The sequence below is a fragment of the Leptothermofonsia sp. ETS-13 genome (genome assembly GCF_049200465.1).
In the GTDB taxonomy this organism is placed as follows: domain Bacteria; phylum Cyanobacteriota; class Cyanobacteriia; order Leptolyngbyales; family Leptolyngbyaceae; genus Leptothermofonsia.
Genome location: NZ_CP120836.1, coordinates 2,066,710 through 2,092,900 on the forward strand (window position 1 = coordinate 2,066,710; position 26,191 = coordinate 2,092,900).

The following is a 26,191-nucleotide window of genomic DNA, read 5'->3' on the forward strand; positions in this document are numbered from 1 at the left end:
TATGTAAGCCATGTCGGAGGCACAGGGTCGTCGTCAGGCAAGTCGTCAGGTATTGTTGGCATCGCTGTGGCTGACATTGCTTGTCTTAGCAGTGAAGGTGTGGATTGGGTGGGCAACGCAATCATTGAGCCTGGTTGCGGAGTCGCTGCATACTCTAATTGACAGCTTCAGCATTCTCTTGAGTGTAATTTCGGTTTCCTCTTTCCAGTTTTCTGGGCGTGACGGGTGGGGGCATGGCAAGTTAGAAGTGACGATGACACTTTTGCTAGTTGCTTTTTTAGGCTTTGCCTGCCTAAGTATCCTGGCCGTATCGGCCAGTCAACTAGAAGCCATTGCCTCCCATTCCACTGATTTATTGCCTATTAAAATTAATCCGCTCTTGCTTCAGGTGTTGGGAGTTGTGATGGCAGTCAGTTTCTGTGTGGCGGCGTTTGAACTTTATGAAGCGAGGGTTCTGGAAAGTGCGGCACTCCGATTTAGTGCCAATCACCTGTTTCAAGACGCCTGGTTAATGATCCTGGTGTTGGCGGGGTTAGTGGGTGTGAGTTGGGGTTATACCTGGATTGATCCAGTTCTGGCAATCGTGATGGTGGTAACAGCGGTGATTAGCTGTTGGCGCGTGTTGAACTGGCAGATCCCTTCGCTGATGCGGCAGATTGCGATCGCCCCCGAAGCGTTGGCCCAAACTATCCATCAAGTTGAAGGCATTACCCATTGTTATGCCATCAACTCCCGTGGAATCGTAGGTCGCCAGGTGTTCGTCGAAATGCACCTGATCCTGCACCCGGAGTGTATGGGGATCGCCCGCAGCATTGCTGAACAGGTAGAACGCGCCATTCGGGAACGCTACGGTCCAGCGAAAGTGGTGATTTACATTGACAGTGTTGCGGGACAGGGGAAGAGTGGCAAGTGAAGATTGATAGCAACTAATAAGTAAATAAGTGGGTCAAATTAAATTGAACATGGCATCTCTGGCAAAATCCCCGGTTGTTACTGTCCCCCTTGGCAAGGATGACTACAGAGGGTAGCTAGTTTAATTACGCCTAGCTACTCAGATAGCCATAGTTAACTGTAAGAAGGGGGAGTGGTGCGTTTCCAGGCAGAGGGTGAAACCTCCACCCCCCCCGAAATCATCCTCAATTCAATTGTGTCTAGCTACTTACAAGGTACTTCATTGAGGCGATTTCTATATAAAAGTAACAATGCAGAAGCTACCTGAGGCGCGATCGCCAATGAGCTTCTGCAAGGCAGCGATACTCAGTTAGAAACGGATGGGTCCGACCCTTGAGGCAGAAAGGAAAGGCCTTTCCACCTCGCGTAAGCTGCTTAGTACAGCTCTTCTTCCTGGTGGGTAATGATAGTGCAGTCAGAGGCAGGATAAGCCACACAAGTTAGCACATACCCAGCTTCAATTTGGTCGTCATCCAGGAAGGATTGTTCAGACTGGTCAACCTTACCTTCCTTGATTTTGCCAGCACAGGTCGAGCAAGCACCTGCTCGGCAGGAGTAAGGAAGATCGATACCGGCTTCTTCTGCGGCGTCGAGAATGTACTCGTCGTCGGGAACTTCAATCGTAGTATTCAGCCCTTCGGCCTCGTTGATTAACGTGACCTTGTAAGTTGCCATGCAGTGGTCCTCTCAATAATGGAAACAGCACTTTAAGCTTATTGGAAGCTGGCTCTGTAGCTTTAGTTAAATAAAGTCTGCTTCCTGATCAGCTTTACTCTTGATACTACGGGAAAAGATATCGATTAGAAACTTAGATACCCCTTCAGGATGAATGGGATTCGTAATCAGACCCGTTGATTTAATCTGCTTATCTTATAGGACAGCGTTTTTCTAACAGGAAGAAAGTGGTTATAAGTCTTTCTGCATAGGGCTTTCTGGCTCATTAGATCCTTCTACATAGAACGCAAAAATTGTCATGATTAATTAAATTCAACTCATATTTAACCAGGGCTTATATTAGCTGAAATTGTCATTTTCATAGAAATAAATTTATTGTCTCTATATGTCCTCCTATATATGTCCTCCTAATGGATATCTCTTGCAATGACAGATGCGTCCTTAAAATCCTTGAGTGCTCTACCATTACGGGTAGGTTTGGTCGGTACTGGATACGCTGCCCGGCTACGGGCTGAAACCCTCAAAGCAGACCCACGGACATTCCTGGTAGCTGTTGCTGGACACACGCCAGAGAAAACGCAGGTGTTCTGCCAGACCTATGGGGCAACGATGATAGAGTCCTGGAAAACTCTGGTGACCAGCCCTTCAGTTGACCTAGTGGTCATCTGCACGGTGAATCGGGATCACGGGGCGATCGCCCGTGCCGCTCTTGAAGCTAGAAAACACGTAATCGTAGAGTATCCGCTGGCTCTTGATGTTGCTGAAGCGGAGGCACTGATCGCTCTTGCCCAGTGTCAAAATTGTCTTCTGCATGTGGAACATATTGAGTTGCTGGGTGGTGTTCATCAAGCCTTAAAGGCTTCCCTGCCACAGATTGGAGCAGTGTTTTATGCCCGCTACGCCACCATCAAGCCCGAACTTCCCGCTCCCCAGCGCTGGAACTACCATCAAGAGTTGTTTGGTTTTCCACTCATGGGTGCGCTCTCACGCCTGCATCGCCTGATCGACCTGTTTGGTACTGTAAGTACCGTAAACTGCCAGACTCGCTATCAAAAGCGAGAGCCAACTAATCCTTACTACATTGCTTGTCTCTGTAACACTCAGCTATGCTTCAACAACGGTATCCTTGCTGAGGTTACCTACGGCAAGGGAGAAACTCTCTGGCAGGCAGAGCGCAAGTTTGAAGTGCATGGAGAAAAAGGAGCCTTGATCCTGGATGGGGATCAGGGCACATTGGTGCAAGCCGGAGGGCGTTACCCGATTGAAGTAGGCAGCCGTCGGGGGCTGTTTGCAAAGGATACCGCAATGGTTCTCGATCACCTGACAACCGATTCTCCCCTATACATCACCCCAGCCGAAAGTTTGTACACTCTCAAAGTGGCCGACGCGGCACGGCGATCGGCAGAGGAAGGAAGGACAATTCAGGTGTAGTGCGGGCTATAGGCGATAGGGGCTGGAAGGCAGGAGACAGGAGGCAGGAGGCAGGGGCAGGGAGTGGGAGAGCAAGAGGGAAAGGTGAAAGAGGAGCAACTCAAAACTGGGGCTGTCCATTTTTTTGTGGCAATCCTGGAAAGGGAGTCGAGGGAATCAGGGTTTCAAGGAGTGAGAGCACTGTTTCTGAGACAGACCCGCAAAACTTAAAACTTTATCACTCCCTCACTCCCTCTAACAACTATTTGATCTTCTTCACTTCTTCCAGTGCCCGTTTCTGACTTTCCTTGTCTCCTGCTTTGAGGTGCAGGCTGGCGGCTTTCGTTAAATCTTCCTTGGCTTGTTTTTTGTTGTTTAACCTTAGATAGGCAAGTCCTCGATTGTTGTAGGCGTTCGCGGAGTTGGAATCCAGTTTGATAGCTTCGCTGTAGTCTGCAATGGCCTTTTTGTCATTACCAGCCAGGGCATGGAGCAACCCTCGATTCGTGTAAAGTTTGGCATCGTCGGATTTGAAGCGGATTGCCTGGTCATAGTCGGCGATCGCCTTTTTATAGTCCTTCATTGCGCCATGAACTAACCCGCGACCGGCGTAGGCATCGGCATAATTTGGGTCTAACTTAAGGGCCTGGTCGAAGTCTTTGAGCGCACTTTGCAAATCTCCTAGGCTGGCCCGCAGAGAAGCCCGATTGGTGTATGCCTCAGCCATCTCTGGGTCGAGCTTGATGGCCTGATCCAGATCAGCAGCGGCTTTATCCCACTGTTTGAGTTTGGTGTAGGCAAGACCGCGCCCGTTATAAGCGGGGGCAAGCTGAGGATCGAGCTTAATGACCTGGTCAAAATTGGCGATCGCTGCCTGGTATTGCCCCAGCGTCGTCTGACTGATGGCTTTCATCACCAGTGCATTAGGATCGTTGGGATCATTCTGAGCTGTCTCCGTCACCTTACTACTCGCTCCCGTCGCCCCCGTTGTGTCTGTTGCCTGTGGGGTTGGCGAACAAGCTCCCACTATCCCACCCAGCAGGACCGTGGCACTGAGAGTCGCAGCCAGTCGATATACCAAACTCATTGACCGTTTCACAACTTCCTACCCAACATTTAGTACCGCTCCTCTTATACGCCAAATCTAACCAACTGCCGCCAAATTTTCCCGGCTCTCCTGTGAGCTTAATGATAAGCAAAGCTGATTACCAGACCATAATCAATAGTCTGGGGTTTTGTTGGGGGTGAAAGAGTCGCGAAAGCAACTCTTTCACTGGCAAGCCAGGAGAGTCATTTCTTAACTGATTTCTACAACGTTTCTACAACGAGTTCTCAAATCTATAATGGAGCTTGTCTCTATTCTTCATCCAGTTCAACCCGTGACTACTACGCCCATCCGTTCTGGTTCTCAACCAGTTGCTTCTGCTTCCTACCCCGACGCCCATGGGCGTTTTGGCAAATTTGGCGGCAAGTACGTTCCCGAAACCCTGATGCCTGCTCTGGCAGAACTGGAAGCTGCCTTCTATCAATACAAAAATGATCCGGCTTTTCAGCAAGAATTCCAGGCACTTCTGCGGGATTATGTGGGGCGGCCCAGTCCGCTATATTTTGCCGAGCGGTTGACAGCCCACTATGCCCGTCCAGACGGTACCGGACCCCAGATTTATCTGAAGCGAGAGGACCTCAACCATACAGGTGCTCATAAAATTAACAACGCCCTGGCCCAGGTGCTGCTGGCAAAACGCATGGGCAAACAACGAATTATTGCTGAAACTGGAGCGGGTCAGCACGGGGTGGCCACTGCAACCGTCTGTGCCCGGTTTGGCTTAAAGTGCATCATCTACATGGGTGTCCATGATATGGAACGGCAAGCGTTGAATGTATTTCGGATGCGGTTGATGGGGGCGGAAGTTTCCCCAGTGGAGGCGGGTACAGGCACTCTCAAGGATGCCACCTCAGAAGCGATTCGAGACTGGGTAACCAATGTAGAAACGACCCATTACATTCTTGGCTCCGTGGCCGGACCTCACCCCTATCCCATGCTGGTGCGGGATTTTCAGGCCATTATTGGGCAAGAAACCCGCGCTCAATGTCTAGAAAAATGGGGCGGTTTGCCCGATATTCTGCTGGCCTGCGTGGGTGGTGGCTCCAATGCGATGGGTTTGTTTCACGAGTTTGTGCATGAACCTTCTGTCCGCATGATTGGAATTGAAGCCGCAGGAGAGGGAATGGACACCGAAAAACACGCGGCCACATTAACACGGGGGCGAGTTGGAGTACTGCATGGAGCGATGAGTTACCTTCTGCAAGATGAGGATGGGCAGGTGATCGAACCTCATTCCATCAGTGCTGGTTTGGACTATCCTGGTGTTGGTCCGGAACATAGCTATCTGAAAGACAGCGGACGAGCAGAATATTACGGTGTGACCGATCAGCAGGCGCTGGATGCTTTTCAGCGGCTTTCCCAACTGGAGGGAATTATCCCGGCTTTGGAAACGGCGCATGCGATCGCCTACCTAGAAACCCTCTGCCCTCAGCTCACTGGCAGTCCTCGTATTGTCATTAATTGCTCTGGTCGAGGTGACAAGGATGTGCAGACGGTTGCAAAGTTTCTAAATCCAGGTTAAAACGTCAACACCGTGCGGATGGCATCGCCTTTGTGCATCAAGTCAAACGCCTCATTGATTTGTTCAATCGGCATTACATTGGTGATCAAATCGTCAATATTGATCTTGCCATCCATATACATGTCCACAATCTTGGGAACATCCGTGCGTCCCCTGGCACCACCAAATGCAGAGCCTTTCCACACTCGTCCCGTCACCAATTGAAAGGGACGGGTACTGATTTCCTGCCCCGCACCGGCAACGCCAATAATGGTGCTGACGCCCCAACCTTTATGGCAACATTCCAATGCCTGCCGCATGACTTTGACATTACCAATGCATTCAAAACTGTAATCGGCTCCCCCTTTGGTTAATTCCACCAGGTAAGCCACCAGATCCCCTTCAACTTCTTGCGGATTGACAAAGTGAGTCATTCCAAGTTTTTCTGCCAGTGCGCGTTTCTTGGGATTAATATCTACACCCACAATCATGTTTGCACCAACCATCCGGGCTGCTTGAATCACATTCAACCCAATACCACCTAAGCCAAATACCACCACATTTGCGCCCGGTTCCACTTTTGCTGTATTAATCACAGCTCCAACCCCTGTGGTGACGCCACAGCCGATGTAGCAAACTTTATCAAAGGGGGCATCTTCCCGGATTCTGGCAACCGCAATCTCAGGCAATACGGTGTAGTTTGCAAAGGTGGAAGTCCCCATATAGTGATGAATCATTCTGCCGTCTATAGAAAAACGGCTACTACCATCTGGCATTACTCCTTTACCCTGAGTGGCGCGAATGGCCTGACAGAGGTTGGTTTTACGACTGAGACAGTACTCGCAGTTACGGCATTCGGGGGTGTAAAGCGGAATTACATGATCGCCCGGTTTTACAGACTGAACGTTTGCTCCCACTTCGACCACAATGCCTGCTCCTTCATGTCCCAGAATGGCAGGAAACAAACCTTCAGGATCGGCCCCCGAAAGAGTGAACGCATCGGTATGACAAACCCCTGTGGCTTTTATTTCCACCATCACTTCCCCAGCCCTGGGTCCTTCGAGTTGCACCGTTTCAATACTCAGGGGTTTTCCTGCCTCAAAAGCAACGGCAGCTTTAATATCCATAACTCGACTCCTGCGGTCTGTTTCTCTGAATAATGGTTCAGGTGTAGAAACTATAGCAGGTGACAAGGGTCAGGGGTCAGGGGGGAAGGAATGGGGTGAGATGGGATGGATAATTACTGACGCACTGATTCAACCACTGCAGCCGTTGCCATTAAACACAAAATCAATGCCAGTATCCGAAATATCCATTCTCCAAAGACTGGCATAAATGGATTGATCAAAGGCAATACTCCAACAATGCCTGCTAACCAGCAGGCCACCGTAAATCCAAATACTCCCAGCAAGTAATATTTAATCGCTTTAGCCACAAATTTGAACATACAACCGTCCTCATATTGCTGAGACATCGGGTCGTTCTCACGCGATCGCCAAATCGTTGCAAAACTTTCAATTAAGCAAATCGGAAAGGGTTAAGAATTCAGGAATCTTTCACACCATTAGATTCAAACGTAGACCCTGGAGTTTTCCTGCCAACCACACACCTAATTTCAAATGCTTACCATCATATTGAAAGAGCTCGTTGCGCTTGACCATGACCCTCAGGGGTAATCTTTAGCGCCAGTGGTCTGTCAAGACATTTTCAACTCACAAAATAACCACTCTTACTCAATCCGGAGGTACAAAATTAAAACTGACAAACCACTAGTGCTAGGTAGAATTTTCCGCTATGTAGGGATGATGGCTCTCCCACTTGGTAACCAGCTTGTGTTCACTTAGGCAGGGATACGGGTCAACGCAGGCTGCATAATGCGCAGCATAAAACCCGGTTCAACATAGAGGGTGTTGTCGTGGCGTTCCACAACATAAACGACTTGTCCTGGCACCAGAATGACTTCCCGGTTGCAGCGGGCAGTCCACCAGGAACCCTGGAATTTCACCTGTCCAGTTTTTCCAGGGCAGATAGTTTGGGTCACAATCGCTTCATAGCGATCGCTCTGGTAATTACTGAATGAGACCTCTCGATTGAAAGAGTCAGCGGGACGGTCATCCAGATCTGGAGTGACCTTAGAGAGCAGATTCCTCAAAAAGCGAGTGAAGTTGGTCATTGATTTCTCCATAAGAAGTCGTAGCCAAAGGTTCATGGAAGACTGCTATAGCTTTACGCGGGTGCGTTAGGACATTGGAATTAGAGAGGGAGTGGGGGCTTCGCCCCCAGCCAGGGGTGGAACCTCTGTACTCCGTCCTAATCACAATCACTACCGCTATAACGGTGGTTCCTCCATCAGGTGTGTAACATCGGGCCTGCCTAATTGGCTGAGCAGGGTTTGAGGGGGGCAATATTTGCTCAAACCCTGGAATAACGCTCAGCCTCTGGTTGCAGTGAACTGGCTGGGGGGGCAGCCAGCCAGAAGGGCTCAGTCCTGCAACCATTTTTAGAACCAGCCGCGACATGATTTATTCCTCAAATCCGATAAATTTAGTTTTGCGTGCTGGCATATCAGGAAATTCCGGTTTTTTGACGCAGAGGATAAAAACGGAAGAGTTCAGAAAGTTCAGGAAAGTTCAGGAAAGTTCAGCCGTAAACTAGAGGAACGCATCTACTGTTTCTGCCATGCATGTTGAAGACGCCCTCCGCTACGTTGAGGAAATGCTTGCCCAACGGGGAAAGCGGTTAAGCGATGTGCAAAGAGCTGTGTTTCGGGGTTCCTGGTTGGGTAAAAGCTACAAGGAGATCCGACGGGATTGTCCCGGTCTCAAGGTCGATTACATCATGAAGGATGTGGGTCCCAGCCTGTGGAACCTGTTGAGTGAAGTTTTTGGCGAAGAAGTAACGAAAAAGAACCTGCAGGGGCCAATTGAGCGATCGCACCACTTACGCCAGCCTGCCAGGGCAGGCGTTACCAGTGGGGAACCTGCTGACCAAACTGAGATGCAAAGGCCAGAGCGATCGCCTTCCGAACGTCTTTCTTCTAGCCCCGGTTTGCCGACTCTGGAGATGGAAGCTGAAGAAGACCCCTCTTTCTGGTCAAACACCCATACCCGCCAGGATTGGGACTCGGCACCGGATGTGTCTCAGTTTTATGGGCGAGATCGCGATCTGGAGCAGTTGCAACAGTGGGTGACCATCCAGGGTTGTCGTCTGGTGGCAGTGTACGGGATGGGTGGCGTCGGCAAGACGGATTTTTCGGTCCGCTTAGCCCAACAGGTCAGGGACCAATTTGATTACGTAATCTGGCGATCGCTGACTCGCTGGCACTCCCTTAACCGTCCGCCTCTGCTCGACGAACTTGTGGCTGACCTGATTCAGTTTCTTTCCGATCAAAAAGATACCAGCAGTGACCTGTCACGCCTGCTCCACTACTTGAGCCATCATCCCTGCCTGATCGTGCTGGATGGGTTTGAATCGGTACTGCGCAGCGGAGTCCACGATGGTTCTTATCAGGCAGGTTATGAACTGTATGGCGAGCTGCTGCGCCGGGTTGGCGGAAGCAACCACCAGAGCTGTTTGGTGTTAACCAGCCGCGAAAAGCCTAGGGAAATTGCGCGTCTGGAAGGGGAGGAACGGCCCGTGCGATCGCGCAGGCTAGACGGACTGGGAGAACTGGGCGGGCAGCGCATCTTCTCCGCCAAAGGAGAATTCTCCGGTTCAGAAGCTGACTGGATCACTCTGATCCGTCGCTATACTGGCAATCCGCTAGCTCTTAACGTTGTGGCAACCCGTGTTTGGGAGGTTTTTGGTGGCGAAATCGCAAAGTTCCTAGAGCAGATCAGGGAAGACACCCTCATCTTCGATGAAATCTGTGAGGTTCTCCATCATCAACTTGAGCGTCTTTCAGAACTGGAACGAAAAATCCTTTATTGTCTTGCAATCCATCATCAGCCCGCTGAGGTGGCAGAAATCCTGGAATCCCTGACCCAGCCCTTATCTCACTTGCAATTGCAAGATGGATTGCAATCCCTTCTCAGGCGATCGCTAATCGAACTTAACGCCTCCCGCTACTCACTCGATCCACTAATGATGGAATATGTGTTGAAAAGCCACCAATCAGGGAAAACCTGAGTACATCGGTTAAAAGTCTCCTATCGCAATCCTATCTGGATTGTGAAAAAGGATTCCACAGGAATCCTTTTTCACAAAGCCCTTTCATTTCACGAGAGAGCTCATGTTTGAGCATGAACTGGATTTAGCCTATGCCGTCATGGATGGTATCGATGCCAGAACTCAAGCGGGTGTTATAGCTCTACGCGGGTGCGTTAGGACATTGGAATTGGAATTAGAGAGGGAGTGGGGGCTGCGCCCCCAACCAGGGGTTCCACCCCTGCACCCCGTCCTAACCATAATGACTACCGCTATATCGAGCTGAACGATTCCGATTTCCCTCGAAGTTGGCTCATTCATAAGCCGTTACCTACTTGATCTTTTTAACCCTTGGCTACTTATCGCAGCGATCGCCTTGCCACTGCACTCAACCAATCCACCAGAAAGGTCAGCAGGACAAAGCCACCCAAAGTCACTACCATTCCCCGGTAGTCAAAACTACTCAATTGTTCCATTAGCACGCGCCCCAGGCCACCAGCCCCTACCAGTCCCACAATCACCGTTTCTCGCATACACACCTCCCAACGGTACAGGTCATAGGCCAGAAAGCGAGGCAAAGTGAGGGGCAGCACACCGTAAAGAAAGACAGACATGGGAGGAGCCCCCTGCCCTTTCAGCGCTTCTAAGGGACGGAAATCGAGATTTTCAATTACTTCGGCTTTTAACCGCCCCAGGATGCCCAGGTTATGTAATCCGAGCGCGATCGCCCCTGGCAAAATTCCTGGGAACAGAATGTACAGCACCACCAGCGCCCAGATTGGAGCCGGAATAGCCCGGCACATCAACAAAATCGCTCGACTGACTAGCAACACAACCCAGGCCCAGAGGCGACTCCCAAGGTTGGCTCGACCGGGATTAAGCAGTCCTCCTGGTAGGAAAAAATTGTGTGCTGCAGGGAAAGCAAGAAAGGTTGCTCCTATGCCCGCCAGGGCGATCGCCAGCACCGACATTGACACCGTTTGCCCAGATAGTTTCACCAACTGGGAAGCCACCTCCCAATCGGGCGGCAGACAGGATTGCAGAATATCGACTAATCGGTGCCAGGTCACAGGTTGCCAGAGCTTTGTAAAATCAGCACCGACGTACCAGAAGGAGAAAATAGTTAGAACGATGGGGAGTAGGGGAGGGGGTAGATGGGTGGATGGGTGGATGGGTGGATGAGTTTTGAATTTTGAGTTTTGAGTTTTGAGTTCTGGGTGCGAGGCGAAAGGGAGATGGGGTGTAGGGGAGACTGGAGAAGTGGTCCGGCTCTGCTGTCTGGTATCCGCTTCAGGTTTTCGGGTTCTGCTCAGGTTTTGAATTTTTGCTTTTTGGTTCTTCTTCCAGTTCAAATCCAGACGGCTGGCACAGCCCAACCGCTGCCTGAGCCAGGCACTGACAAAATCAACACAGCCATTCAGGGTGAAGAGGGCATAGAAAAATGTCCAGAGTTGCTCATAACGAAGGGATTGCAGGCTGAGCATTATTTCATAGCCCAACCCCCCTGCTCCAATGATGCCAAGAACAGCGGCAGAACGGATGGAACATTCAAACCGATAGAAACTGTAGGACAAGAGATTGAGAAATGACTGGGGCAGCAAGCTGTAGAAAAAGGCTGGGAGGGGTGCCACGCCACTATTGAGCAATGCCAGCAGAGGTTGGCGTGGAGTTTCATCCAGCAGTTCAGAAAAGACCTTGGCGGTAATTGCCCCAAAGGGAACGGCGATCGCCAGCACAGCCACCAGTGGATCCAGCCCAAACAGGTTGACAAAGATCAGTCCCCAGATCAACTCATGAATGGCACGGGGAATTGCCAGGGCCGCCCGCACGATCAGAAACAGGGAGTGGGGAGTAGGAAGGAGGGGGTAGGGGAAGAATCGGCGGCCCTGGTGGCTGATGGCTCGTCGCCTGAACACGGACTCCCACCAAACTTCAGAGCAGAGAATGCCGCCAATTAAGCCCAGTACCACGCTGAAGCAGGTGCCACAAACTGCATAGGCCAGTGTCTTGAGGGTGGCACTCCAGGTTAACTGTAAAAGTTCTGGGCTTAAGTCTGGATGAACGCTGGCACTGACAAACCGCCAGAACTGGGGAAATCCATTGTGATTGAAGAGTTCTCTTTGAAAAATTCCCGTTTGCCAGAAGGCGATCGCGATCGCCCCCACTGCTACCCCTATCCAAAACTTCAGCGGAGAAGGACGTTGAGACTGTAGAGAATCACTGGTCATGGGAAAAAGGTCAGCAAGACTAAAATTCTATTAGTTTTTGCTGCTCAACGGCCATGTTTTCTCGCCTACCGCCTCCTCAAACCGATCCGCCGCTCCCCCCAGAGAAACCCTTCCCACCATGTACGATCTGCCCAGTGAAGAGCGGGAGGAGCCCGGTTTGCCTGATGAGTTTCATGACCTGCAACCCCAACTTCTGAGTACTACCCTGCGCCTTAGCAGCTACGCCTCAGATAACTTCTTCACCGGAACCAATCTCAACCTCTACTACGACATTCGTCATCCCCCTCTGGTACAAGCGTCCTGATTGGTTCCTCGTTCTGGGTGTCCCCCGCCTCTACGAAAACACCGACCTCCGCCTCAGCTACGTCCTCTGGCAAGAAGGCGTTAGTCCCTTTGTCATCGTTGAGCTGCTCTCCCCCGGCATCGAAAACGAAGACCTGGGTCAGACTGAACACGAAGCAGACCAACCACCAACCAAATGGCAGGTCTACAAACAAATCCTGCGCGTGCCTTACTACGTTGTTTTTGATCGCTACACGGACCAACTCCGAACCTTTGGGCTCACTCAAGGCCGCTACCGGGAGCTGACTCTGTCCAATCGCAAACTTTGGATACCGGAACTGAATTCAGGTCTGGGGCTCTGGCAGGGAACCTACCAGGGTATAACTCGTAACTGGTTACGCTGGTACGACGACCAGGGGAAACTGGATTCCTACTGAAGCCGAAACTGCTCAGCAAGAGCGCCAACGGGCAGAACAGGAACGCCAACGGGCAGAACAGTCAGAGGCACTGCTAGAGCAAGAACGCCAACAGCGCGAACAATTGATTGAGCAACTGCGTGCCAGAGGCATCAATCCTGATGAACTGATGGGCAAGGGGTAGAGGGATGAGTGAGGGAGTGAGGGAGTGGATGGGCGGCTTCTCGACTTCTCCCGCTTTTCTCACTTCTCCTTTTCCTCTTTCACCGTCTCACTCATCCACTCCTTTCTCTCCAACCGATAGACCGCTTCTAACATCTCCCTCGTCGCCTGTTCTGCGGGGGCGTCGAACACGATCTGGCCCTGACGTAGACCCACAATTCGCTGGCAATGGCTACGGGCAAACTCCAGAGCGTGTAAACTGACAACCAAAGTACGAGAGTTTTCATTGGTCAGCCGCAACAGTAGATCCATAATTTCGCGGCTGCTTTCGGGATCCAGGCTGGCGATCGGTTCATCGGCCAGAATTGCCAGTGGGTCTTGCACCAGCACCCGCGCCAGCGCAACCCGTTGCTGCTGCCCTCCCGAAAGCTGATCGGTGCGGGCATAGAGCTTTTCAGGAATTCCTACCTGGGCCAGGGCTTTGGCGGCAGTCTCAACTTCGAGGGGGTGAATGAGCGATCGCAACGCCCGCCAGAAGGACCAGCGGCCCAGGTGCCCGGCATTGACGTTATGAATCACTCGCAGATTATCGACCAGATGAAACTGCTGATAGACGGTTCCAATTCCCCGTTGCACCTGTTGCAATTGTCGAGAACTGAGCTGGTTCAGATTGCGTCCCAGTGCCCAAACTTCACCTTCAGTGGGTCTGAGCGTACCATTCAACAACCGAATCAGAGTGCTTTTGCCCGCCCCGCTAGAGCCAACCAAGGCCACGCACTCACCCGCAAAAATTTTCAGATTGATGTCCGTCAGCGCTTGAAAGGTTCCAAACTGGTGGCTGACATGGTTCAGTTCAAAGATTGGATCAGGCTGGCACATAGCTATTTGATTTTGCCAATCTCTCGACCAATTTTTTCAATCTGAGCGTAGTTAGAATCCTGAGTTTTGATGAATTTTTCGGCTCCAAAAAGCTCCAAAATTTCCCTTTGATCCTTGTTTTTGGAATTTAGTTTAAGAAATGCGTTCTGTACTTTTTGAATAAAGTCTTTGCCAAAGCGATCGCTGACACTGGGGTGAATCACCCAATGATAGTCGTGATAGGCCGGAGTGCGCCAGATTAAGTCCACTTTACTGGTGTCTACTTTGCCTTCCTGGAGGCGGCTTTCCCAAACCTGTTCATTCATTACACCCGCATCATAGGTGCCCGCCTGTACTAATTCAAGGGTGGCATCATGGGACTTTGAAAACCCAACTTCGCCTTTGAAGTCTTCCAGTTTGACCCCCGCCTGCTGCAAAAAGAATTGAGGCATCAAACGGCCCGACGTAGAAGATTCACTGCCAAAGGTGAAAGTGTGCCCTTTCAAATTCACCAAACCTTTCTGCACATTTAAGGTGGGTTGAATACCACTCTTTTTGTTGGCAATGAACACGCTATGAAAGTTTTCGTCAATGTTGCGCTGGGCGATCGTCTTTGCCCCCGGAACCTGTAACCGTGCCTGTACTCCCGTTAGTCCTCCAAACCAGACCAGGTCAAGATCTCCAACCCTGAAAGCCGTCACTGAAGCGGCATAATCGGTTACTGGCTTATAAACAACGGGAACTTTCAGCTCTTTTTCCAGATACTTAGCCACCTTGTCATAGAGCCGGTGCAATTTCTCCGGATCCTGATCGGGAATCGCCCCAACCTTCAACGTTTTAGGATCATTGTTTCCCATCAAAGTGGGAGATGCTGTAGTAGAGGCCGTGTTGGGAGCAGAATTGCAAGCAACAGAACCAAATGACAATAGCATTAGGCAAACGAAAAACCGTCTCTTCACTGAACCCATCTCCGAACCAAGCAGGTAATTAGGTTTACAGTAGCTAGATCTACCACACCTCTACGACAGGAAATAGGGGAGAGAGACCAGAGGCTAGGTTGGGAAGAAGGAAAGAAGAAGTCAGGAGTTAGAGAGCGAAAGGAGTAATGAGTGGGAGAGTAGAGAAGGAGTGGAGTACCGGAGTGATGAAATGATAGTGTAACCCATTATCCTATCCCTCATCCACCCATCTACCCATTCACCCCCTATCCCTCTCTAACAACTATGGCAGTCCTGAAACAGTCGTGAGATTGAAAGGCTTTGTAAGAAAGAATTCCTGCAGAATGCTTTCTCACAATCCAATATAACCACTTGCTCCACTACTTCTGCCCTTCAGATTCCAGTTCAAACAGGGCACAACGGGCAACTGCCAGGCTAAGGCGAGCTTGCTCAACTTCGGATAGCTCTTCCCAGGCGACGGTGCGTACTTTTTCCAGGGTTGAATCGACAGCGCGGCGAGATTCTCCATTACGCATAGCATAGGCGAGGGGACGCGCCAGAACATACAGGTCTTCCTCGGCAATATGGGGGAGGATGTGTTGGACTGACTGAACCAGTTGATCGGCTAGGGGTTGAGATGCGGAAAGGACTTGCTGGGCTCGGTTGGCGATCGCTACCAACAAATGTTGGGGAATACGAGCAGAAAAACGCTCAGCCAGTGACTCATGTAGGGATACACCAGACCAGAGCGAATTGACTCTAGCAAAAAATGCGTTAGAGCGGGTTGAAATTTCTTCAGGTTGCCAGCCATCGAGAGAAAAGCCTTGCTCCAGTTGATTGAAAAAAGCTTCAGCCTCTGGGTCGGCAGGGTTCCAGGGATAGGATACCTGTAAGTTAGGATTTTCTTCAACAGAAAACATATCTTCAGTCAGCGATTCAGTACCATTCCAGGAACAATCCACACCTTCAGCGTGTAAAAGGGCACTCCACAAATCACGCTCAATATCAGCCTCAGAATTTTCCAGATTACTGGAACACATCACTTTCTTCTCCATCACCGGACTCCTGCATGCACTAACTAGAAACGAACTTGCTTTGCTGGGATTGACTACAAAGCGATCGCTACCTGTTCCGCAACTCCATTCAATTTAAGTCATTTGGCCGAGAAAAGATCCCCCAGGGCTGAGTAGTTGTTAGTTGTTAGTTTTTGGCTGTTAGTTATAGCGATAGCCACCAGGCTGAGGACGGGGTGCAGGGTGGAACCCCTGGCTGAGGGCAAAGCCCCCATACCCCCTTAAAACCTTAAAACCAATGTTCTAAGCAACCTGGCGACAGCGATATAAGTCAGGGGGGAGAGACAGGCGACAGGCGGGGATGAGTGAATGTAAGGGATGGTGAGGGAGTGAGGGAGTGATGGAGTACTGGAGTAACAGAGTGATGGAATACTGGTTGCAAAGAGCAATTACCCTATCCCCCTATCCACCCATCTACCCATCCCTCCCTCTCCTCTCTCTCTGTCACCTTTATTAGAACTCAAAACTTTGAGGACTCATTCACTCGGAAGGAGTGTGAATCACAAACTCCAGTGTTTCGTTCTGAGAACTACCAAACTTTAGCTGAGTTCCTGGGCGCAAAGGTACTTCCTGGCGATGGATTTTTTGCCAATGCTCTGATCCAACGCCTGGTTCTAGAAGCCAGGTACCGTAACGGGAAAAGTCTTCTAGAAAATACGTTACCTGGTTGTTTCCGTTGCGCTGGGACTGACGGCAAAAAATGACGGCGTGCTTACGCGATACTCCATACTGGTCTTCTTGAATTACCAGATCATTTTCTGTCCGATCTCTACCGACACGCATAATACCGCCCTGAATATTCCAGACTTTGGCAGTTTTGAGCGATCGCAAAGAAGCATTTGAAATCTCCCGCCCAAAGCTGGTGATGGTTCCTGGCATTTCAGTAGGTGTTGATTCCATCGGTTTCAACAGTTCACCGTCATATTCTGGATGCATATAAAGGACGGGCAATGTCCAGGCTTGCTGGTTAAAGCGATAGAGCGTCAGCAGGTGCTGTCGGGCTACGGCAACTGCTTGGTCAATAGGCATTCGTTCTGCCAGGGCTTTGGCAAAGGACTGGATAAAGCTGAGTGCTTCTTCATCGGTAATCGTATCCCGCATTCCCAGAACCGCCGGAACTCCATGGTGGATCAATACTTCTGCCAGACTGCTACGCGGAATTGCCTGTGAATTTGGTGAGTGATCATGGTCAGGTTGGGCTCCCCAGCAGGCATTAAACACTGCCAGTTTCACCTGGCAGCGAGTCAAAACCTGAGCCAGTTCCGTTCCGTTCAGGCTCATGTCAGGCCGCAGGAACAGTAAACCACCGTCGGGAGCAGGTACCCCGTGACCAGAGTAGAAAAACACATTGTAAGTTTGGGTCTCCAGACTGTGGATCAGCTCTGCCGGAGTGGGCTGTACCAGGGTATCTACCTGACAGGGGGTGCTGGTCGATCTACCAATTCCGGCGCTGCCAGAGACTTTCAGCACATGGGCAAGGGCATCTGCTTCCTGTTTAAGTTGCAGAATATGATTGTCAGCGTAGCGGAAATGTTCGGTGCCGGATTGAACTGTTTCGGGTTCAGGAGCAGAGTCCTGCCCTAACACCAACAGGACTTTCAGCATGTAATCTGACCGCAGCGGAGGTAGCGGGTGAACATCGCTGGTGGTTCGGCTAAACAACACCTGCTGGCTAAGGGAAATAGCCTGCTTTCCCGCTGCATCCTGCATAATTTCCCAGGGAAAAGCAATCAGACTGGGGTCACGAATTTCCAGCCGCAACCGCAGCGGCTTACCCTGCCCCATCGCAATTCCCTGGCTGTGATTAAGGCTGCCCTGAACCGGACCATCAAACAGCCACAGCCATAAATGAATGCCCAAATTTTGCATCAGCCGTCCCGCGCGACCTACGGGCTGCCCAGTTTCAACGGGGGAGGTTTCCAGTGACAGAACGGGATCGGGCGGCGGGGGATTGATTTGAGAAACCTGGGGAACGCTAGGCAAAATTCGGGTTGAAAACATTTCCTGCCAGGCTTGCCATAACTGGGTGAGAGATTCAGTCCAGATACATTCGTGCAGAACAAACCCTCCTGGGTAGGGAGCCTGTGTGACGTGAATGGCAAAGTGCCCTGCTGTACGCAGGGGCGCGATCGCCAAACTTAAGCAGGGAATCTCAGAGTAAGGCATTCGAGGGTACACCTAGACCCGTGACGATAGCAGTATTGTCTTATCAGTCTATCTTCTTCCCTCTTCATTCTTCACTCGTGGGCTAACGGGTTCTGGCTTAGTAGCCTGGGCGGGTGGAGTGGCTGCACAGGTACCCAGTTGAGTGGGGGTGAGGGCAAGTTCCTGAGTAACGAGGGGAGCGATCGCGTCTTCCTCAAGCCAGCCCACCTGTCCAGCCTGGACGGGCTGGGAATCAATACTGATATCCGCAGGAACAGAGCACACTTTGAGCTTGAGCCAGTTTCCTTGATTGGGGATAGATTGGCGGCTAGAGATTTGCAACACACTACCAATCGGAACGGTGCCGGAGGTGGCAATTCCTTGAGTTACCCCAGCTTTGGGGGGTTGGGGTAGAAGGGCGATAGGAACCGACTGGTTGCCACTCGGAATCAGACGGTTAATCTGAATGAGAGAACCAACGGTTAAGGGGGGCGGTGGACTGGGGGGCGGGGGCGGCGTGGGAGGGAGCGGCGAAACCACAGGTTCAGAGGGACTGGAGCTCACCGCTATGGGTGGACTGAACTGCGATCGCAACCCTGGAAATGCCCAAAAAGCAGCCAGCCCACCCACAGCCAGAATTCCAACCACACCCAGTAAAAAAGGCCGAGGATTAGAGCGACAACGAATCGCCCTGGTTCTCAAGGTGGGTGGAGAAGAGAAGGAGGCTTCCAGATCAGAACCAGCGCTGACTAAACCACCAGGATTGGGAGGTGGAACTGCCAGGGCAGGATCGAGCGGTGCCAAAAGGGACTGACTCACCGGGTTCATCCGGCAATAAACCAATCCCACGGTGACGTTATCGTGCCCGTTTTCCTGGTTGGCGATCGCCACCAGACGCTGACTGGCAGTCGCCACATCCACCACGCCTTCCAGAATCGGTAGCAACTCTGTCTGCCAGTGCTGCTCGACGCGATCGTTGTCACTCAGCCCATCTGAACACAGTAAAAACAGACAATCCTCATCCAGAATAAAGCGCTGAACCGTCGGATGCAGCAGCGAGGAGGCATTCATCCCCAATGCCTGAATCAGTGAACCTGACCCTGGCTGCTGCAAGGCATCCCGGTAGAGGGCATAACCCAGCCGCACTTCCCGTGACGCTAAATCATCATCCAGTGTGACCTGATGGCATCCCGTCCGGCTGATCCGATAGGCGCGGCTGTCTCCTACATGGGTCAGGTAAAGTTCGTGATCCTGTACTAGAGACATCACCAGCGTGGTTCCCATCCGTTGCCGTTCCTGCCGCTGCTCGTTGTCGTTCCGCTGGCTAATTACATCATTGGCTGCCAGGGTGGCCTGTTCCAGATGAGTTACCAAAGTTGTTGGCTCCAGTGGAGCCGATTGGGAAAGACGTTGTAGCTTTTGCTGAATGGTAGCGATCGCCAGATTTGAAGCCACTTCTCCCCCCTCGTGTCCTCCAATTCCGTCGCATACCACCACCAGAGGAGACGATTTGCCTGACGCTTCAAACAACCGTTTGGAATCTTCTCCAATGGAAATTGTCAGAGCCGTACCGCTGGGAGGATAGCAGGCGTCTTCATTGCGTTGGCGGCTTGGGCCCTGGTCAGTCCGGGTTGCAATTTGAATTTGACGGGACTGTGCCTGTCCACAAGCCCTCAATGCCCGGTCTAGCACAGCCACCAGTTGTTCGGCACTCCAGATCTGGCCTTGCAGCAACTGTTGACAGAGTTGGGCAAAAAAATCTGCAATTTCCATCTGAACAGTTGGCTGCCACTGTTGCCACAGTTGTCCCAGGTGAGCCAGGGACGGTTCGCTGCGGCTGTCGGTTTGCAGTTCAAGCAGGCGCAGTAACGAGCCCTCTACTCTCAATAAATCTGGGTTGAGCAGGGTGGAAGCTACTCCCTGAACACTGAGGGGCTGCCATAGCTGGGCACTTTGCCAGAGCCAGGTTAGCTGCCTCATGCTGCTACTTTCTGCCCAGAGGTCTGTCAGGGCTGGCATAAGAGTCCCTTCCAGAGGGGCAGCAGGGCTGATTGCAACGCCTTCCGGGTAAATGGGAGCTTTTTCTAGCAGCAAAATCTCGCTGGGCGATCGCTTCTGGTTGGTACTAACCAGCCCAAACACTTGAGGAACATGGAGTTGCCAGTTCGAGAGCTTGAGATAAATCTCTACGGCTGAAGGAATATCCTCTGGCAGTTCTGGTAATATTCCCGGTTGGGTATCCAGCACAATCTGCCCTTGCTTGAGCAAGTAGCGACTGCCCAAAAAACTATCCGGCTGTAGCGAACTCACCCCTTTTCCCGTTGCCCACAGATAACGTTTGGGAATTGGAGTTCGGCACTGGCAGCAAAATCTGTGGCTCTCAGGATTCGGAGCCAGACACAGAGGGTTAGGGCAAAAAATCGTTACCGCGTCGCTGTGCATAGAGATTTCTATCGTTCCCTCTATGTTAAACCCAGGAATTTGATAGGAGTTGTTAGTTGTTAGTTGTTGTGTTGTTATAGCGGTAGTCATTGTGGTTAGGACGGGGTGCAGGGGTTCCACCCTTGGCTGGGGGCGCAGCCCCCACTCCCTCTCTAATTCCAATGTTCTAACGCACCTGCGTAGAGCTATATAGCTATAGCCACCAGGCGCAGGACGAGGTGCAGGGGCGGAACCCCTGACTGAGGGCACAGCCTCCCCTTAAAACCAATGTCCTAAGCTCGACTTTATCCAATTACGCCGCATAACATAGCAGAGTACTCCAGAGTTCGAGCAATTCAGGAGGGACTTTTGTGGAGCTAGGGGTTTCGTGCGACCTCTCAAAAAGTCTAGACGTCCAGTCAAAAAGTCTAGATGTCCAGAGGCAACGCCGAACCGCTGCGAGAGCATCGACGCAGGTCGGGAGAGATTTGGTGTACCAGGCTGTTGTGGGTAGATCAAATGGTTGTTGAGCGTACAGGTAATGAGCTAACAGAGTGACAAGAGAGAACAAGCCAAACAGAGCTGGAGTCGTGCGCAAGATAGCCAGGTTAGACCATTGCCGTTGGGTTTCAACGCCCAAGTGGGCTCGCACCTCCTCAAAGGTGACTTCCACCTGCCAGCGTGGCCGAAACCAAAGCAAAATCTCGGCGGGCGTTGCCGCCAGATGCGTGTGTCCTTTGGGGTCGCGCACCAGAACCCAACGAATAGGCACTGGCGGTTTGCCCGTGTGATACCAGACGGCAGTGCCGCGGCACAGTTCAACTTGGCGTTCGGTGTTGCTGTACCAGCGTTGCAGGGTAAGGGATTGCCAAACGGTTTGGGCATCATTGAGGATTGGGTTGAGCTTTGGCAACTGCTTGCCTTTGATGCGAGTGCGTCCCATTGGATGAGGTTGACGGGCAACGGCCGGTTCATACAGGGCCGCATCCAGGCGCAATCGACTGACCCAATGCACGGGATTGGCCCACTGACTAGTCCTGTGGAGCAACGCTAAGACCGCAAAACTGCTATCTCCCACAATGACCAAGGAGCGTTCAGGCAACCAACGGCGCACTTGTTTGAGCATCTGGACTGGCCAATCCGTCAACGTTTTATGCCGTCGTCCTCGTGGCTGATGATAACGCTCTGATGGAGCCAGCACCGTGAGAAAGGGCAATGCCAAGACGCTTTGAGCCCAAGGAATCTCCACTAACAGCATCAAACTTAACCAGCGTAAACCCTGACTTTGACCACCTGTGCCTCACGGGAGCGCACCGCATCTCGGTAAATCCCTTTCGCTTTAATCCGGTTGCCCTTGCGCCGCTTTATCGGATCGTCTATCCCCATCACCACCATGCCTGACGGCACAAAGGTACTGAGCAGATGCCCCAGTAATCGTCGGGCAACTTTCAAACTCGACCAAACCGCTCGACTCAGTACCCGATGATACTTGCCAAAGCGTCGCTCCTCTGCTTGTCCCATCACCCGCAAAATCGCACTGGCGCTACGTTTGCCCGGACAAAGAATCGCTCCAATCACTAAAACCTGCACATGCTGCCAGACTCGACCAGAAACCAAGCCCCCAAACGTCTCCAACAGAGCCGCGAACAGACTTGCTACGATTAAGGTAAACATAGAATTTTAGGGGTGAGAGGGTATTCGATGCGTCTCACCCTTTCCTCTATATTCCTCCCTATCCTCAAAATGGATAAAGTCGAGCTTATATATAGAAGTGTCAATTATTTGGTTACAACAGGCGATCAATGACTCACTCTACCGATATTGAAACCCTGGCACGCTGGATGGCAGCAGATTTTAGCAACCAGCAACAGGCATTTGATAATCCTCCACTTTTTGCCCATATTCGTGTCTGTATGCGTCCTTTGCCAACAGACTTATTGTCCGGGATTAGTTTTTTTGTGGAACAGGCCTACGATTTTGCTCTGAATGATCCTTATCGAGTTCGAATTTTGAAAGTGATTACTCAGAACGGACGTATTGAAATTGAAAACTATACGATTCGTGGAGAAGAGGAATTTTACGGAGCCTCAAGGGATTTAGACCGCCTTTATACCCTCAAGACCAGTCAGTTTGAGAAATTGCCTGGATGCAACATGCTAGTGGAATGGACAGGGAGTAGCTTTAAAGGTTACGTACAACCGGGTAAGGCGTGTATCGTTGTTCGTAAAGGGAAAACGACCTATCTTGACAGCACCTTCGAAATTGATGGGGAAAAGTTTATTAGCCATGATCGCGGACGAGATCCTGAAACCGATGAACACATCTGGGGTTCAATGGCAGGACCGTTTGAGTTTGTGCGCTGGGCGAGTTTTGCAGACGAAGTAAAGGTTTAGCCTATGTATGATTTGCTCCTGCGCCAGTGCCGCCTGCTTCAAACTGACCGGACCATTGCCGAAGTCGATATTGCCATCAAAGAACGGGCGATCGTAGATATTGCGCCCAAAATTACTGGCAACACGAAGCTGGAACTGGACATTCAGGGGCAACTTGTTAGTCCACCCTTTGTCGAATCTCACATTCATCTCGACTCTGCCCTAACTGCTGGAGAACCTCGCTGGAATCAGAGCGGCACTCTGTTTGAAGGGATTGAGATCTGGCGCGAGCGCAAGCAAAACATCACGCTGGAAGATGTTAAGCAACGGGCGATCGCAACCCTCAAACAGCAAGCTACCCAGGGGGTTCTCTTCGTTCGGAGCCACGCCGATGTCAGCGAAACTAGCCTGACCGCTCTCCAGGCACTTCTCGAAGTGCGGCAGGAGGTAAAAGATTGGATGACCCTGCAAGTCGTGGCCTTCCCCCAAGATGGCATCTATGGTGGACCGCAGAACGACTTACTGTTGGAAAAAGCTCTGGACATGGGCGCTGATGCCGTTGGTGGCATTCCCCACTATGAACTGACCCGCGAGGATGGCGTCAAATCCGTTCACCGCATCTTTGAGCTGGCGCAGAAATACGATCGCCTGATTGACATTCACTGCGATGAAATTGACGATGACCAGTCCCGCTTTCTAGAAGTTGTTGCTGCCTGCGCAATCCGTACAGGTATGGGCTTACGTGTAACAGCCAGCCACACAACCGCATTTGGATCTTACAACAATGCCTATGCGGGTAAATTACTGAGTTTCCTGCGTCGCACTCAAATTAACTTCATTGCCAACCCCCTGATTAACATTACCCTGCAAGGGCGAACTGATACCTACCCCAGGCGGCGAGGGGTAACGCGCGTTAAGGAACTCTGGCAGCAGGGTATGAATGTCAGCTTTGGTCATGACTGCATGCAAGATCCCTGGTATTCCCTGGGAACTGGCAATATGCTGGACGTTGCCTTCATGGGACTGCATATTTGCCAGATGACCGGCACCGCTGAGATCGATGCCTGCTATGACATGGTGACCTGGAACGGCGCAACGACTTTAAATGTTGAAGACCGTTATGGCATTGAAATTGGCAAGCCAGCCAATTTGATTGTGGTAAATGCCAGCGATCGCTACGATGCAATTCGTCGTCGTGCCATGGTCGAATACGTCATTTCCCAAGGGAAACTGTTGGTGAAAACAGAAATTCCCCGCACCATCTGGCACGGTTCCCGTCCTTAAATCCTGCCCCTGAATACAGACTGTTCGGTTCCTACACTAAACAGTCCGGTTTTCATCACCCCCATTAAAGGTTGCGGATTTCGCAAGGAATTGTTACATTTATTTACAGATTGAAACAAAAGTTCATAGGAGGTCAAGATGGCTGTCCTGATTGCAGTTTTTGTCGTTGGTTGGATTGCCGCATCCGTTATCGGAACTCAGGCATACTTCCGGGGCGAGCAAACAAAGCCTATTCACGAGCGCAACTGGCGTTCTGAGTCGTTCGAGAAACTGTCCGAATCCATTACCGGTACCAAAATTGATTACAGCACTCGCGTACCAGCCTTTGATGCTTTAGATGCATACACCAGCAGCCTTCTGCCCAATGCATAAAGCTCTTCAGATTTGAGACGTTCGCTTTCCTCCTGAATAACCTCTAGTCAACGCTCTCCCCCCTTTCCTGAAACAATGCAGGTAAGGGGAATTTTTATGAAGAGATGCAAGTGAAAGGGATCTGACTCCTTCCTCCCTTCCTCTAAGGTGGCAGTTCTTCCAGAATCGTAAACCGGACGTGGTTAATGGCTAGCTCGCCAATGGAAATGTCAACTCCCTCATTCGTTGTATGGATGGTTTCGAAGGGAATGCCTTTGCCAATTTCCGCATGGTACCAGGGCAAGCCCATAAAGAACCGGGTCGGGTAAGGGCCACGCTCAATCACATCATCTGGGTTTGATTCCATTGGTAACCAGCCGTAGCCAGGTACGTAGAACTCTAGCCAAACGTGGTTGTAGTCTGGTTCCAGGGGAACGTGGTGCTGGTTTGCTTTAGGTGGGCATTTATAACGACCCACTGTACGGCAGGCAATGCCGTTCAAGCGGGCCAGTGCTAACAATACCCCGACGTATTCACCACAGGAGCCGACGCCCCGCTGCAATACAACATCTGGGGTGTCAATTTTGGATGTGAGGCTGTAGGAAAGTCGGTCATAAACATAATTGCGGATTTTCAGAATCTTGCGTAGCAGGTTGGTTTCTGTCCCGATCGCTTCCTTGGCGGCGGCTTGAATAATGGGGGTATCCATCGCCAGTTCATCATCGTCTACCAGGTAGCGAGCCCGAAACTCAGAGGACAGTGGTGGGACTTTATCGACATCATCCGGGGTGAGCAGATACTTAATCCCCCGCACTTCTAACAGAGCTTTCCAACCAAACAAATGCCGTTCATGAAAGTGGAGCGAATCAAACCGAAAGACAGCAACACGCTGTCCATCCTGAATTTCTTCGATAAAGGGTAAGCCAATCGGTTCGACCTTCAACACTTTTTGGCGGTGAGTTTCCGTCGGTAGGGCAATCCGCCACTCAACATTCTGTAGGTCAAACTCCTCCAGCGGTAGCAACTCCTCTACGTAGGACATTTCCACCAGAAAACCGTTGGAAAGGGCGTAGTGTTCCTTTGGGTAGTATTGAATATAGAGGGGATGGATGAAGGTGCGATCGCGATAGGTCAATTCAAACTGGCCTTCTGGATTATTGGGATTGTCTCGAATATATGGTTCTTCCCCTGCGTAGGAAACGTAAAGGATGTCTTCACCTGTTTTTGAATCGGATAAAAAAGTTAACCCGGTGGGGTTTTCATAGGGGGTCAGAACACTAAACTGCAACTCGCCGGTTGCTCGATCAAGACAGTAAACCATCTGTTCGGTGCGATCGCAGACCCACAGATTCTCACCCCGAATGGTCAAGTTCTCACTACCAACCCCCGGCATTGGAAAGCGCGTAATCAACCGTTGAGGATTGAACTCAAAAATAGAAATATATCCTTCCTTCTGACTGGCAACGTAAACGGTAGACTGCCACACCCCAATGCCATCCACCGGGTAGGGCATTGTCACAAACAGTTGTGGCTTCAGGTCTTGTAGATTACAGAAATAAACATCTTTCTCACGGGCAAACCAAAGCATGTCGCCCCAGATCGCCAGCCCACACGCATCTATAAATTCATCAACCTGCCGCGAATTGACGATAGTGGTGTTTTCCGTGGCTGGATTCACTCGCAGAAGGTATCCCCGCACTGAGTCAAGGGCAATCAGGTCACCCTCTAAAGCAGCGACCCCTTGAATGGCGTAGGCCCCTATAGGGTAAACGGTTCGATAGCGGGAAGCACGATTGGGGAGTGGCTCTGACGTTGCATCATTCCCCGGAACAGAAGGTTGAGCGAATTCGAGTTGCATGATTGCCCATTACTA

General features: G+C 51.1%; 24 protein-coding genes. 10 read left to right on the plus strand and 14 right to left on the minus strand.

Going from position 1 to position 26,191, the window contains the following annotated elements; genetic code table 11:
• Positions 1–10 precede the first annotated feature (10 nt).
• Complete coding sequence (locus P4D80_RS09175; protein ID WP_421658796.1) at positions 11–913, plus strand: cation diffusion facilitator family transporter; 903 nt, start codon at positions 11–13, stop codon at positions 911–913.
• A 413-nt stretch (positions 914–1,326) separates the two neighbouring features.
• On the opposite strand, the gene P4D80_RS09180 is transcribed toward P4D80_RS09175, so the two are convergent.
• Positions 1,327–1,626, minus strand: coding sequence for a ferredoxin (locus tag P4D80_RS09180; protein WP_421658797.1), 300 nt, complete (start codon positions 1,624–1,626; stop codon positions 1,327–1,329).
• 426 nt (positions 1,627–2,052) lie between these two features.
• Here P4D80_RS09180 and P4D80_RS09185 point away from each other — a divergent pair, with 426 nt between their 5' ends.
• On the plus strand, positions 2,053–3,057 hold the full coding sequence (locus tag P4D80_RS09185; RefSeq protein WP_421658799.1) for a Gfo/Idh/MocA family protein: 1,005 nt from the start codon (positions 2,053–2,055) through the stop codon (positions 3,055–3,057).
• A gap of 241 nt (positions 3,058–3,298) precedes the next feature.
• Here P4D80_RS09185 and P4D80_RS09190 read toward each other — a convergent pair whose 3' ends face one another.
• Entirely contained in the window at positions 3,299–4,123 is an 825-nt protein-coding gene (locus P4D80_RS09190; RefSeq protein ID WP_421658801.1) for a tetratricopeptide repeat protein, read from the minus strand.
• A gap of 292 nt (positions 4,124–4,415) precedes the next feature.
• On the opposite strand from P4D80_RS09190, the gene trpB reads away from it, so the two are divergent.
• Positions 4,416–5,663, plus strand: coding sequence for a tryptophan synthase subunit beta (gene trpB / locus P4D80_RS09195; RefSeq protein ID WP_421658803.1), 1,248 nt, complete (start codon positions 4,416–4,418; stop codon positions 5,661–5,663).
• Here the strand turns inward: trpB and P4D80_RS09200 are convergent.
• From P4D80_RS09200 to P4D80_RS09210, 3 genes are all read right to left on the minus strand, one after another.
• Positions 5,660–6,769 (minus strand): S-(hydroxymethyl)glutathione dehydrogenase/class III alcohol dehydrogenase, encoded by a 1,110-nt coding sequence (locus P4D80_RS09200; RefSeq protein ID WP_421658804.1) that lies wholly within the window; start codon positions 6,767–6,769, stop codon positions 5,660–5,662. The genes trpB and P4D80_RS09200 overlap by 4 nt on opposite strands.
• Before the next feature lie 113 nt (positions 6,770–6,882).
• Positions 6,883–7,116, minus strand: a complete 234-nt coding sequence (locus P4D80_RS09205; RefSeq protein WP_421658805.1) for a hypothetical protein — start codon at positions 7,114–7,116, stop codon at positions 6,883–6,885.
• Positions 7,117–7,482: 366 nt separating this feature from the next.
• The gene (locus P4D80_RS09210) at positions 7,483–7,815 is read right to left on the minus strand and encodes an NfeD family protein (RefSeq protein WP_421658806.1); all 333 of its coding nucleotides are present in this window, start codon (positions 7,813–7,815) and stop codon (positions 7,483–7,485) included.
• 506 nt (positions 7,816–8,321) lie between these two features.
• On the opposite strand from P4D80_RS09210, the gene P4D80_RS09215 reads away from it, so the two are divergent.
• On the plus strand, positions 8,322–9,770 hold the full coding sequence (locus P4D80_RS09215; RefSeq protein WP_421658809.1) for an NB-ARC domain-containing protein: 1,449 nt from the start codon (positions 8,322–8,324) through the stop codon (positions 9,768–9,770).
• A gap of 103 nt (positions 9,771–9,873) precedes the next feature.
• Positions 9,874–10,074: a hypothetical protein gene (locus tag P4D80_RS09220; protein WP_421658811.1), complete on the plus strand. Its 201-nt coding sequence runs from the start codon at positions 9,874–9,876 to the stop codon at positions 10,072–10,074.
• A gap of 73 nt (positions 10,075–10,147) precedes the next feature.
• Here P4D80_RS09220 and P4D80_RS09225 read toward each other — a convergent pair whose 3' ends face one another.
• Positions 10,148–12,016 carry a PhnE/PtxC family ABC transporter permease gene (locus tag P4D80_RS09225; protein ID WP_421658812.1) on the minus strand — a complete coding sequence of 623 codons (1,869 nt, stop codon included), beginning with the start codon at positions 12,014–12,016 and terminating at the stop codon, positions 10,148–10,150.
• Between the two features lie 118 nt (positions 12,017–12,134).
• Here P4D80_RS09225 and P4D80_RS09230 point away from each other — a divergent pair, with 118 nt between their 5' ends.
• A complete protein-coding gene (locus tag P4D80_RS09230; protein ID WP_421658814.1) occupies positions 12,135–12,320 on the plus strand; it encodes a hypothetical protein in 186 nt (61 codons plus the stop codon).
• 13 nt (positions 12,321–12,333) lie between these two features.
• On the plus strand, positions 12,334–12,735 hold the full coding sequence (locus P4D80_RS09235; protein WP_421659511.1) for a Uma2 family endonuclease: 402 nt from the start codon (positions 12,334–12,336) through the stop codon (positions 12,733–12,735).
• A gap of 222 nt (positions 12,736–12,957) precedes the next feature.
• Here the strand turns inward: P4D80_RS09235 and P4D80_RS09240 are convergent, their stop codons facing one another.
• The 7 genes from P4D80_RS09240 to P4D80_RS09270 form a co-directional block, all read right to left on the minus strand.
• Positions 12,958–13,755 carry a phosphonate ABC transporter ATP-binding protein gene (locus P4D80_RS09240; protein ID WP_421658816.1) on the minus strand — a complete coding sequence of 266 codons (798 nt, stop codon included), beginning with the start codon at positions 13,753–13,755 and terminating at the stop codon, positions 12,958–12,960.
• Between the two features lie 2 nt (positions 13,756–13,757).
• Positions 13,758–14,666, minus strand: coding sequence for a putative selenate ABC transporter substrate-binding protein (locus tag P4D80_RS09245; RefSeq protein WP_421658818.1), 909 nt, complete (start codon positions 14,664–14,666; stop codon positions 13,758–13,760).
• Between the two features lie 386 nt (positions 14,667–15,052).
• Positions 15,053–15,727 carry a hypothetical protein gene (locus tag P4D80_RS09250; RefSeq protein WP_421658819.1) on the minus strand — a complete coding sequence of 225 codons (675 nt, stop codon included), beginning with the start codon at positions 15,725–15,727 and terminating at the stop codon, positions 15,053–15,055.
• A gap of 498 nt (positions 15,728–16,225) precedes the next feature.
• Positions 16,226–17,911: a CHAT domain-containing protein gene (locus P4D80_RS09255; RefSeq protein WP_421658821.1), complete on the minus strand. Its 1,686-nt coding sequence runs from the start codon at positions 17,909–17,911 to the stop codon at positions 16,226–16,228.
• Positions 17,912–17,959: 48 nt separating this feature from the next.
• On the minus strand, positions 17,960–20,422 hold the full coding sequence (locus tag P4D80_RS09260; protein ID WP_421658823.1) for a PP2C family protein-serine/threonine phosphatase: 2,463 nt from the start codon (positions 20,420–20,422) through the stop codon (positions 17,960–17,962).
• Positions 20,423–20,624: 202 nt separating this feature from the next.
• On the minus strand, positions 20,625–21,560 hold the full coding sequence (locus P4D80_RS09265; protein ID WP_421657051.1) for a transposase: 936 nt from the start codon (positions 21,558–21,560) through the stop codon (positions 20,625–20,627).
• Between the two features lie 14 nt (positions 21,561–21,574).
• Positions 21,575–21,985 (minus strand): transposase, encoded by a 411-nt coding sequence (locus P4D80_RS09270; protein WP_421657052.1) that lies wholly within the window; start codon positions 21,983–21,985, stop codon positions 21,575–21,577.
• 128 nt (positions 21,986–22,113) lie between these two features.
• Between P4D80_RS09270 and P4D80_RS09275 the strand changes: the two genes are divergently transcribed.
• The 3 genes from P4D80_RS09275 (at position 22,114) to P4D80_RS09285 (ending at position 24,339) form a co-directional block, all read left to right on the plus strand.
• Positions 22,114–22,704 carry a chromophore lyase CpcT/CpeT gene (locus P4D80_RS09275; protein WP_421658825.1) on the plus strand — a complete coding sequence of 197 codons (591 nt, stop codon included), beginning with the start codon at positions 22,114–22,116 and terminating at the stop codon, positions 22,702–22,704.
• Positions 22,705–22,707: 3 nt separating this feature from the next.
• Positions 22,708–23,967, plus strand: coding sequence for a cytosine deaminase (codA, locus tag P4D80_RS09280; protein WP_421658827.1), 1,260 nt, complete (start codon positions 22,708–22,710; stop codon positions 23,965–23,967).
• Positions 23,968–24,105: 138 nt separating this feature from the next.
• Positions 24,106–24,339 carry a photosystem II protein, Psb35-related gene (locus P4D80_RS09285; RefSeq protein WP_421658829.1) on the plus strand — a complete coding sequence of 78 codons (234 nt, stop codon included), beginning with the start codon at positions 24,106–24,108 and terminating at the stop codon, positions 24,337–24,339.
• A 142-nt stretch (positions 24,340–24,481) separates the two neighbouring features.
• Here P4D80_RS09285 and P4D80_RS09290 read toward each other — a convergent pair whose 3' ends face one another.
• On the minus strand, positions 24,482–26,176 hold the full coding sequence (locus P4D80_RS09290) for a transglutaminase domain-containing protein (protein WP_421658831.1): 1,695 nt from the start codon (positions 26,174–26,176) through the stop codon (positions 24,482–24,484).
• Between the last annotated feature and the right edge of the window lie 15 nt (positions 26,177–26,191).

Excerpts from the sequence above, each read along its gene's own strand:
- P4D80_RS09175 (WP_421658796.1), top strand. The coding sequence starts at position 11 with ATGTCGGAGGCACAGGGTCGTCGTCAGGCAAGTCGTCAGGTATTGTTG.
- P4D80_RS09180 (WP_421658797.1), bottom strand. The coding sequence starts at position 1,626 with ATGGCAACTTACAAGGTCACGTTAATCAACGAGGCCGAAGGGCTGAAT.
- P4D80_RS09185 (WP_421658799.1), top strand. The coding sequence starts at position 2,053 with ATGACAGATGCGTCCTTAAAATCCTTGAGTGCTCTACCATTACGGGTA.
- P4D80_RS09190 (WP_421658801.1), bottom strand. The coding sequence starts at position 4,123 with ATGAGTTTGGTATATCGACTGGCTGCGACTCTCAGTGCCACGGTCCTG.
- P4D80_RS09200 (WP_421658804.1), bottom strand. The coding sequence starts at position 6,769 with ATGGATATTAAAGCTGCCGTTGCTTTTGAGGCAGGAAAACCCCTGAGT.
- P4D80_RS09205 (WP_421658805.1), bottom strand. The coding sequence starts at position 7,116 with ATGTCTCAGCAATATGAGGACGGTTGTATGTTCAAATTTGTGGCTAAA.
- P4D80_RS09210 (WP_421658806.1), bottom strand. The coding sequence starts at position 7,815 with ATGACCAACTTCACTCGCTTTTTGAGGAATCTGCTCTCTAAGGTCACT.
- P4D80_RS09215 (WP_421658809.1), top strand. The coding sequence starts at position 8,322 with ATGCATGTTGAAGACGCCCTCCGCTACGTTGAGGAAATGCTTGCCCAA.
- P4D80_RS09220 (WP_421658811.1), top strand. The coding sequence starts at position 9,874 with ATGTTTGAGCATGAACTGGATTTAGCCTATGCCGTCATGGATGGTATC.
- P4D80_RS09225 (WP_421658812.1), bottom strand. The coding sequence starts at position 12,016 with ATGACCAGTGATTCTCTACAGTCTCAACGTCCTTCTCCGCTGAAGTTT.
- P4D80_RS09230 (WP_421658814.1), top strand. The coding sequence starts at position 12,135 with ATGTACGATCTGCCCAGTGAAGAGCGGGAGGAGCCCGGTTTGCCTGAT.
- P4D80_RS09240 (WP_421658816.1), bottom strand. The coding sequence starts at position 13,755 with ATGTGCCAGCCTGATCCAATCTTTGAACTGAACCATGTCAGCCACCAG.
- P4D80_RS09245 (WP_421658818.1), bottom strand. The coding sequence starts at position 14,666 with ATGCTATTGTCATTTGGTTCTGTTGCTTGCAATTCTGCTCCCAACACG.
- P4D80_RS09250 (WP_421658819.1), bottom strand. The coding sequence starts at position 15,727 with ATGGAGAAGAAAGTGATGTGTTCCAGTAATCTGGAAAATTCTGAGGCT.
- P4D80_RS09255 (WP_421658821.1), bottom strand. The coding sequence starts at position 17,911 with ATGCCTTACTCTGAGATTCCCTGCTTAAGTTTGGCGATCGCGCCCCTG.
- P4D80_RS09260 (WP_421658823.1), bottom strand. The coding sequence starts at position 20,422 with ATGACTACCGCTATAACAACACAACAACTAACAACTAACAACTCCTAT.
- P4D80_RS09270 (WP_421657052.1), bottom strand. The coding sequence starts at position 21,985 with ATGTTTACCTTAATCGTAGCAAGTCTGTTCGCGGCTCTGTTGGAGACG.
- P4D80_RS09275 (WP_421658825.1), top strand. The coding sequence starts at position 22,114 with ATGACTCACTCTACCGATATTGAAACCCTGGCACGCTGGATGGCAGCA.
- codA (WP_421658827.1), top strand. The coding sequence starts at position 22,708 with ATGTATGATTTGCTCCTGCGCCAGTGCCGCCTGCTTCAAACTGACCGG.
- P4D80_RS09285 (WP_421658829.1), top strand. The coding sequence starts at position 24,106 with ATGGCTGTCCTGATTGCAGTTTTTGTCGTTGGTTGGATTGCCGCATCC.
- P4D80_RS09290 (WP_421658831.1), bottom strand. The coding sequence starts at position 26,176 with ATGCAACTCGAATTCGCTCAACCTTCTGTTCCGGGGAATGATGCAACG.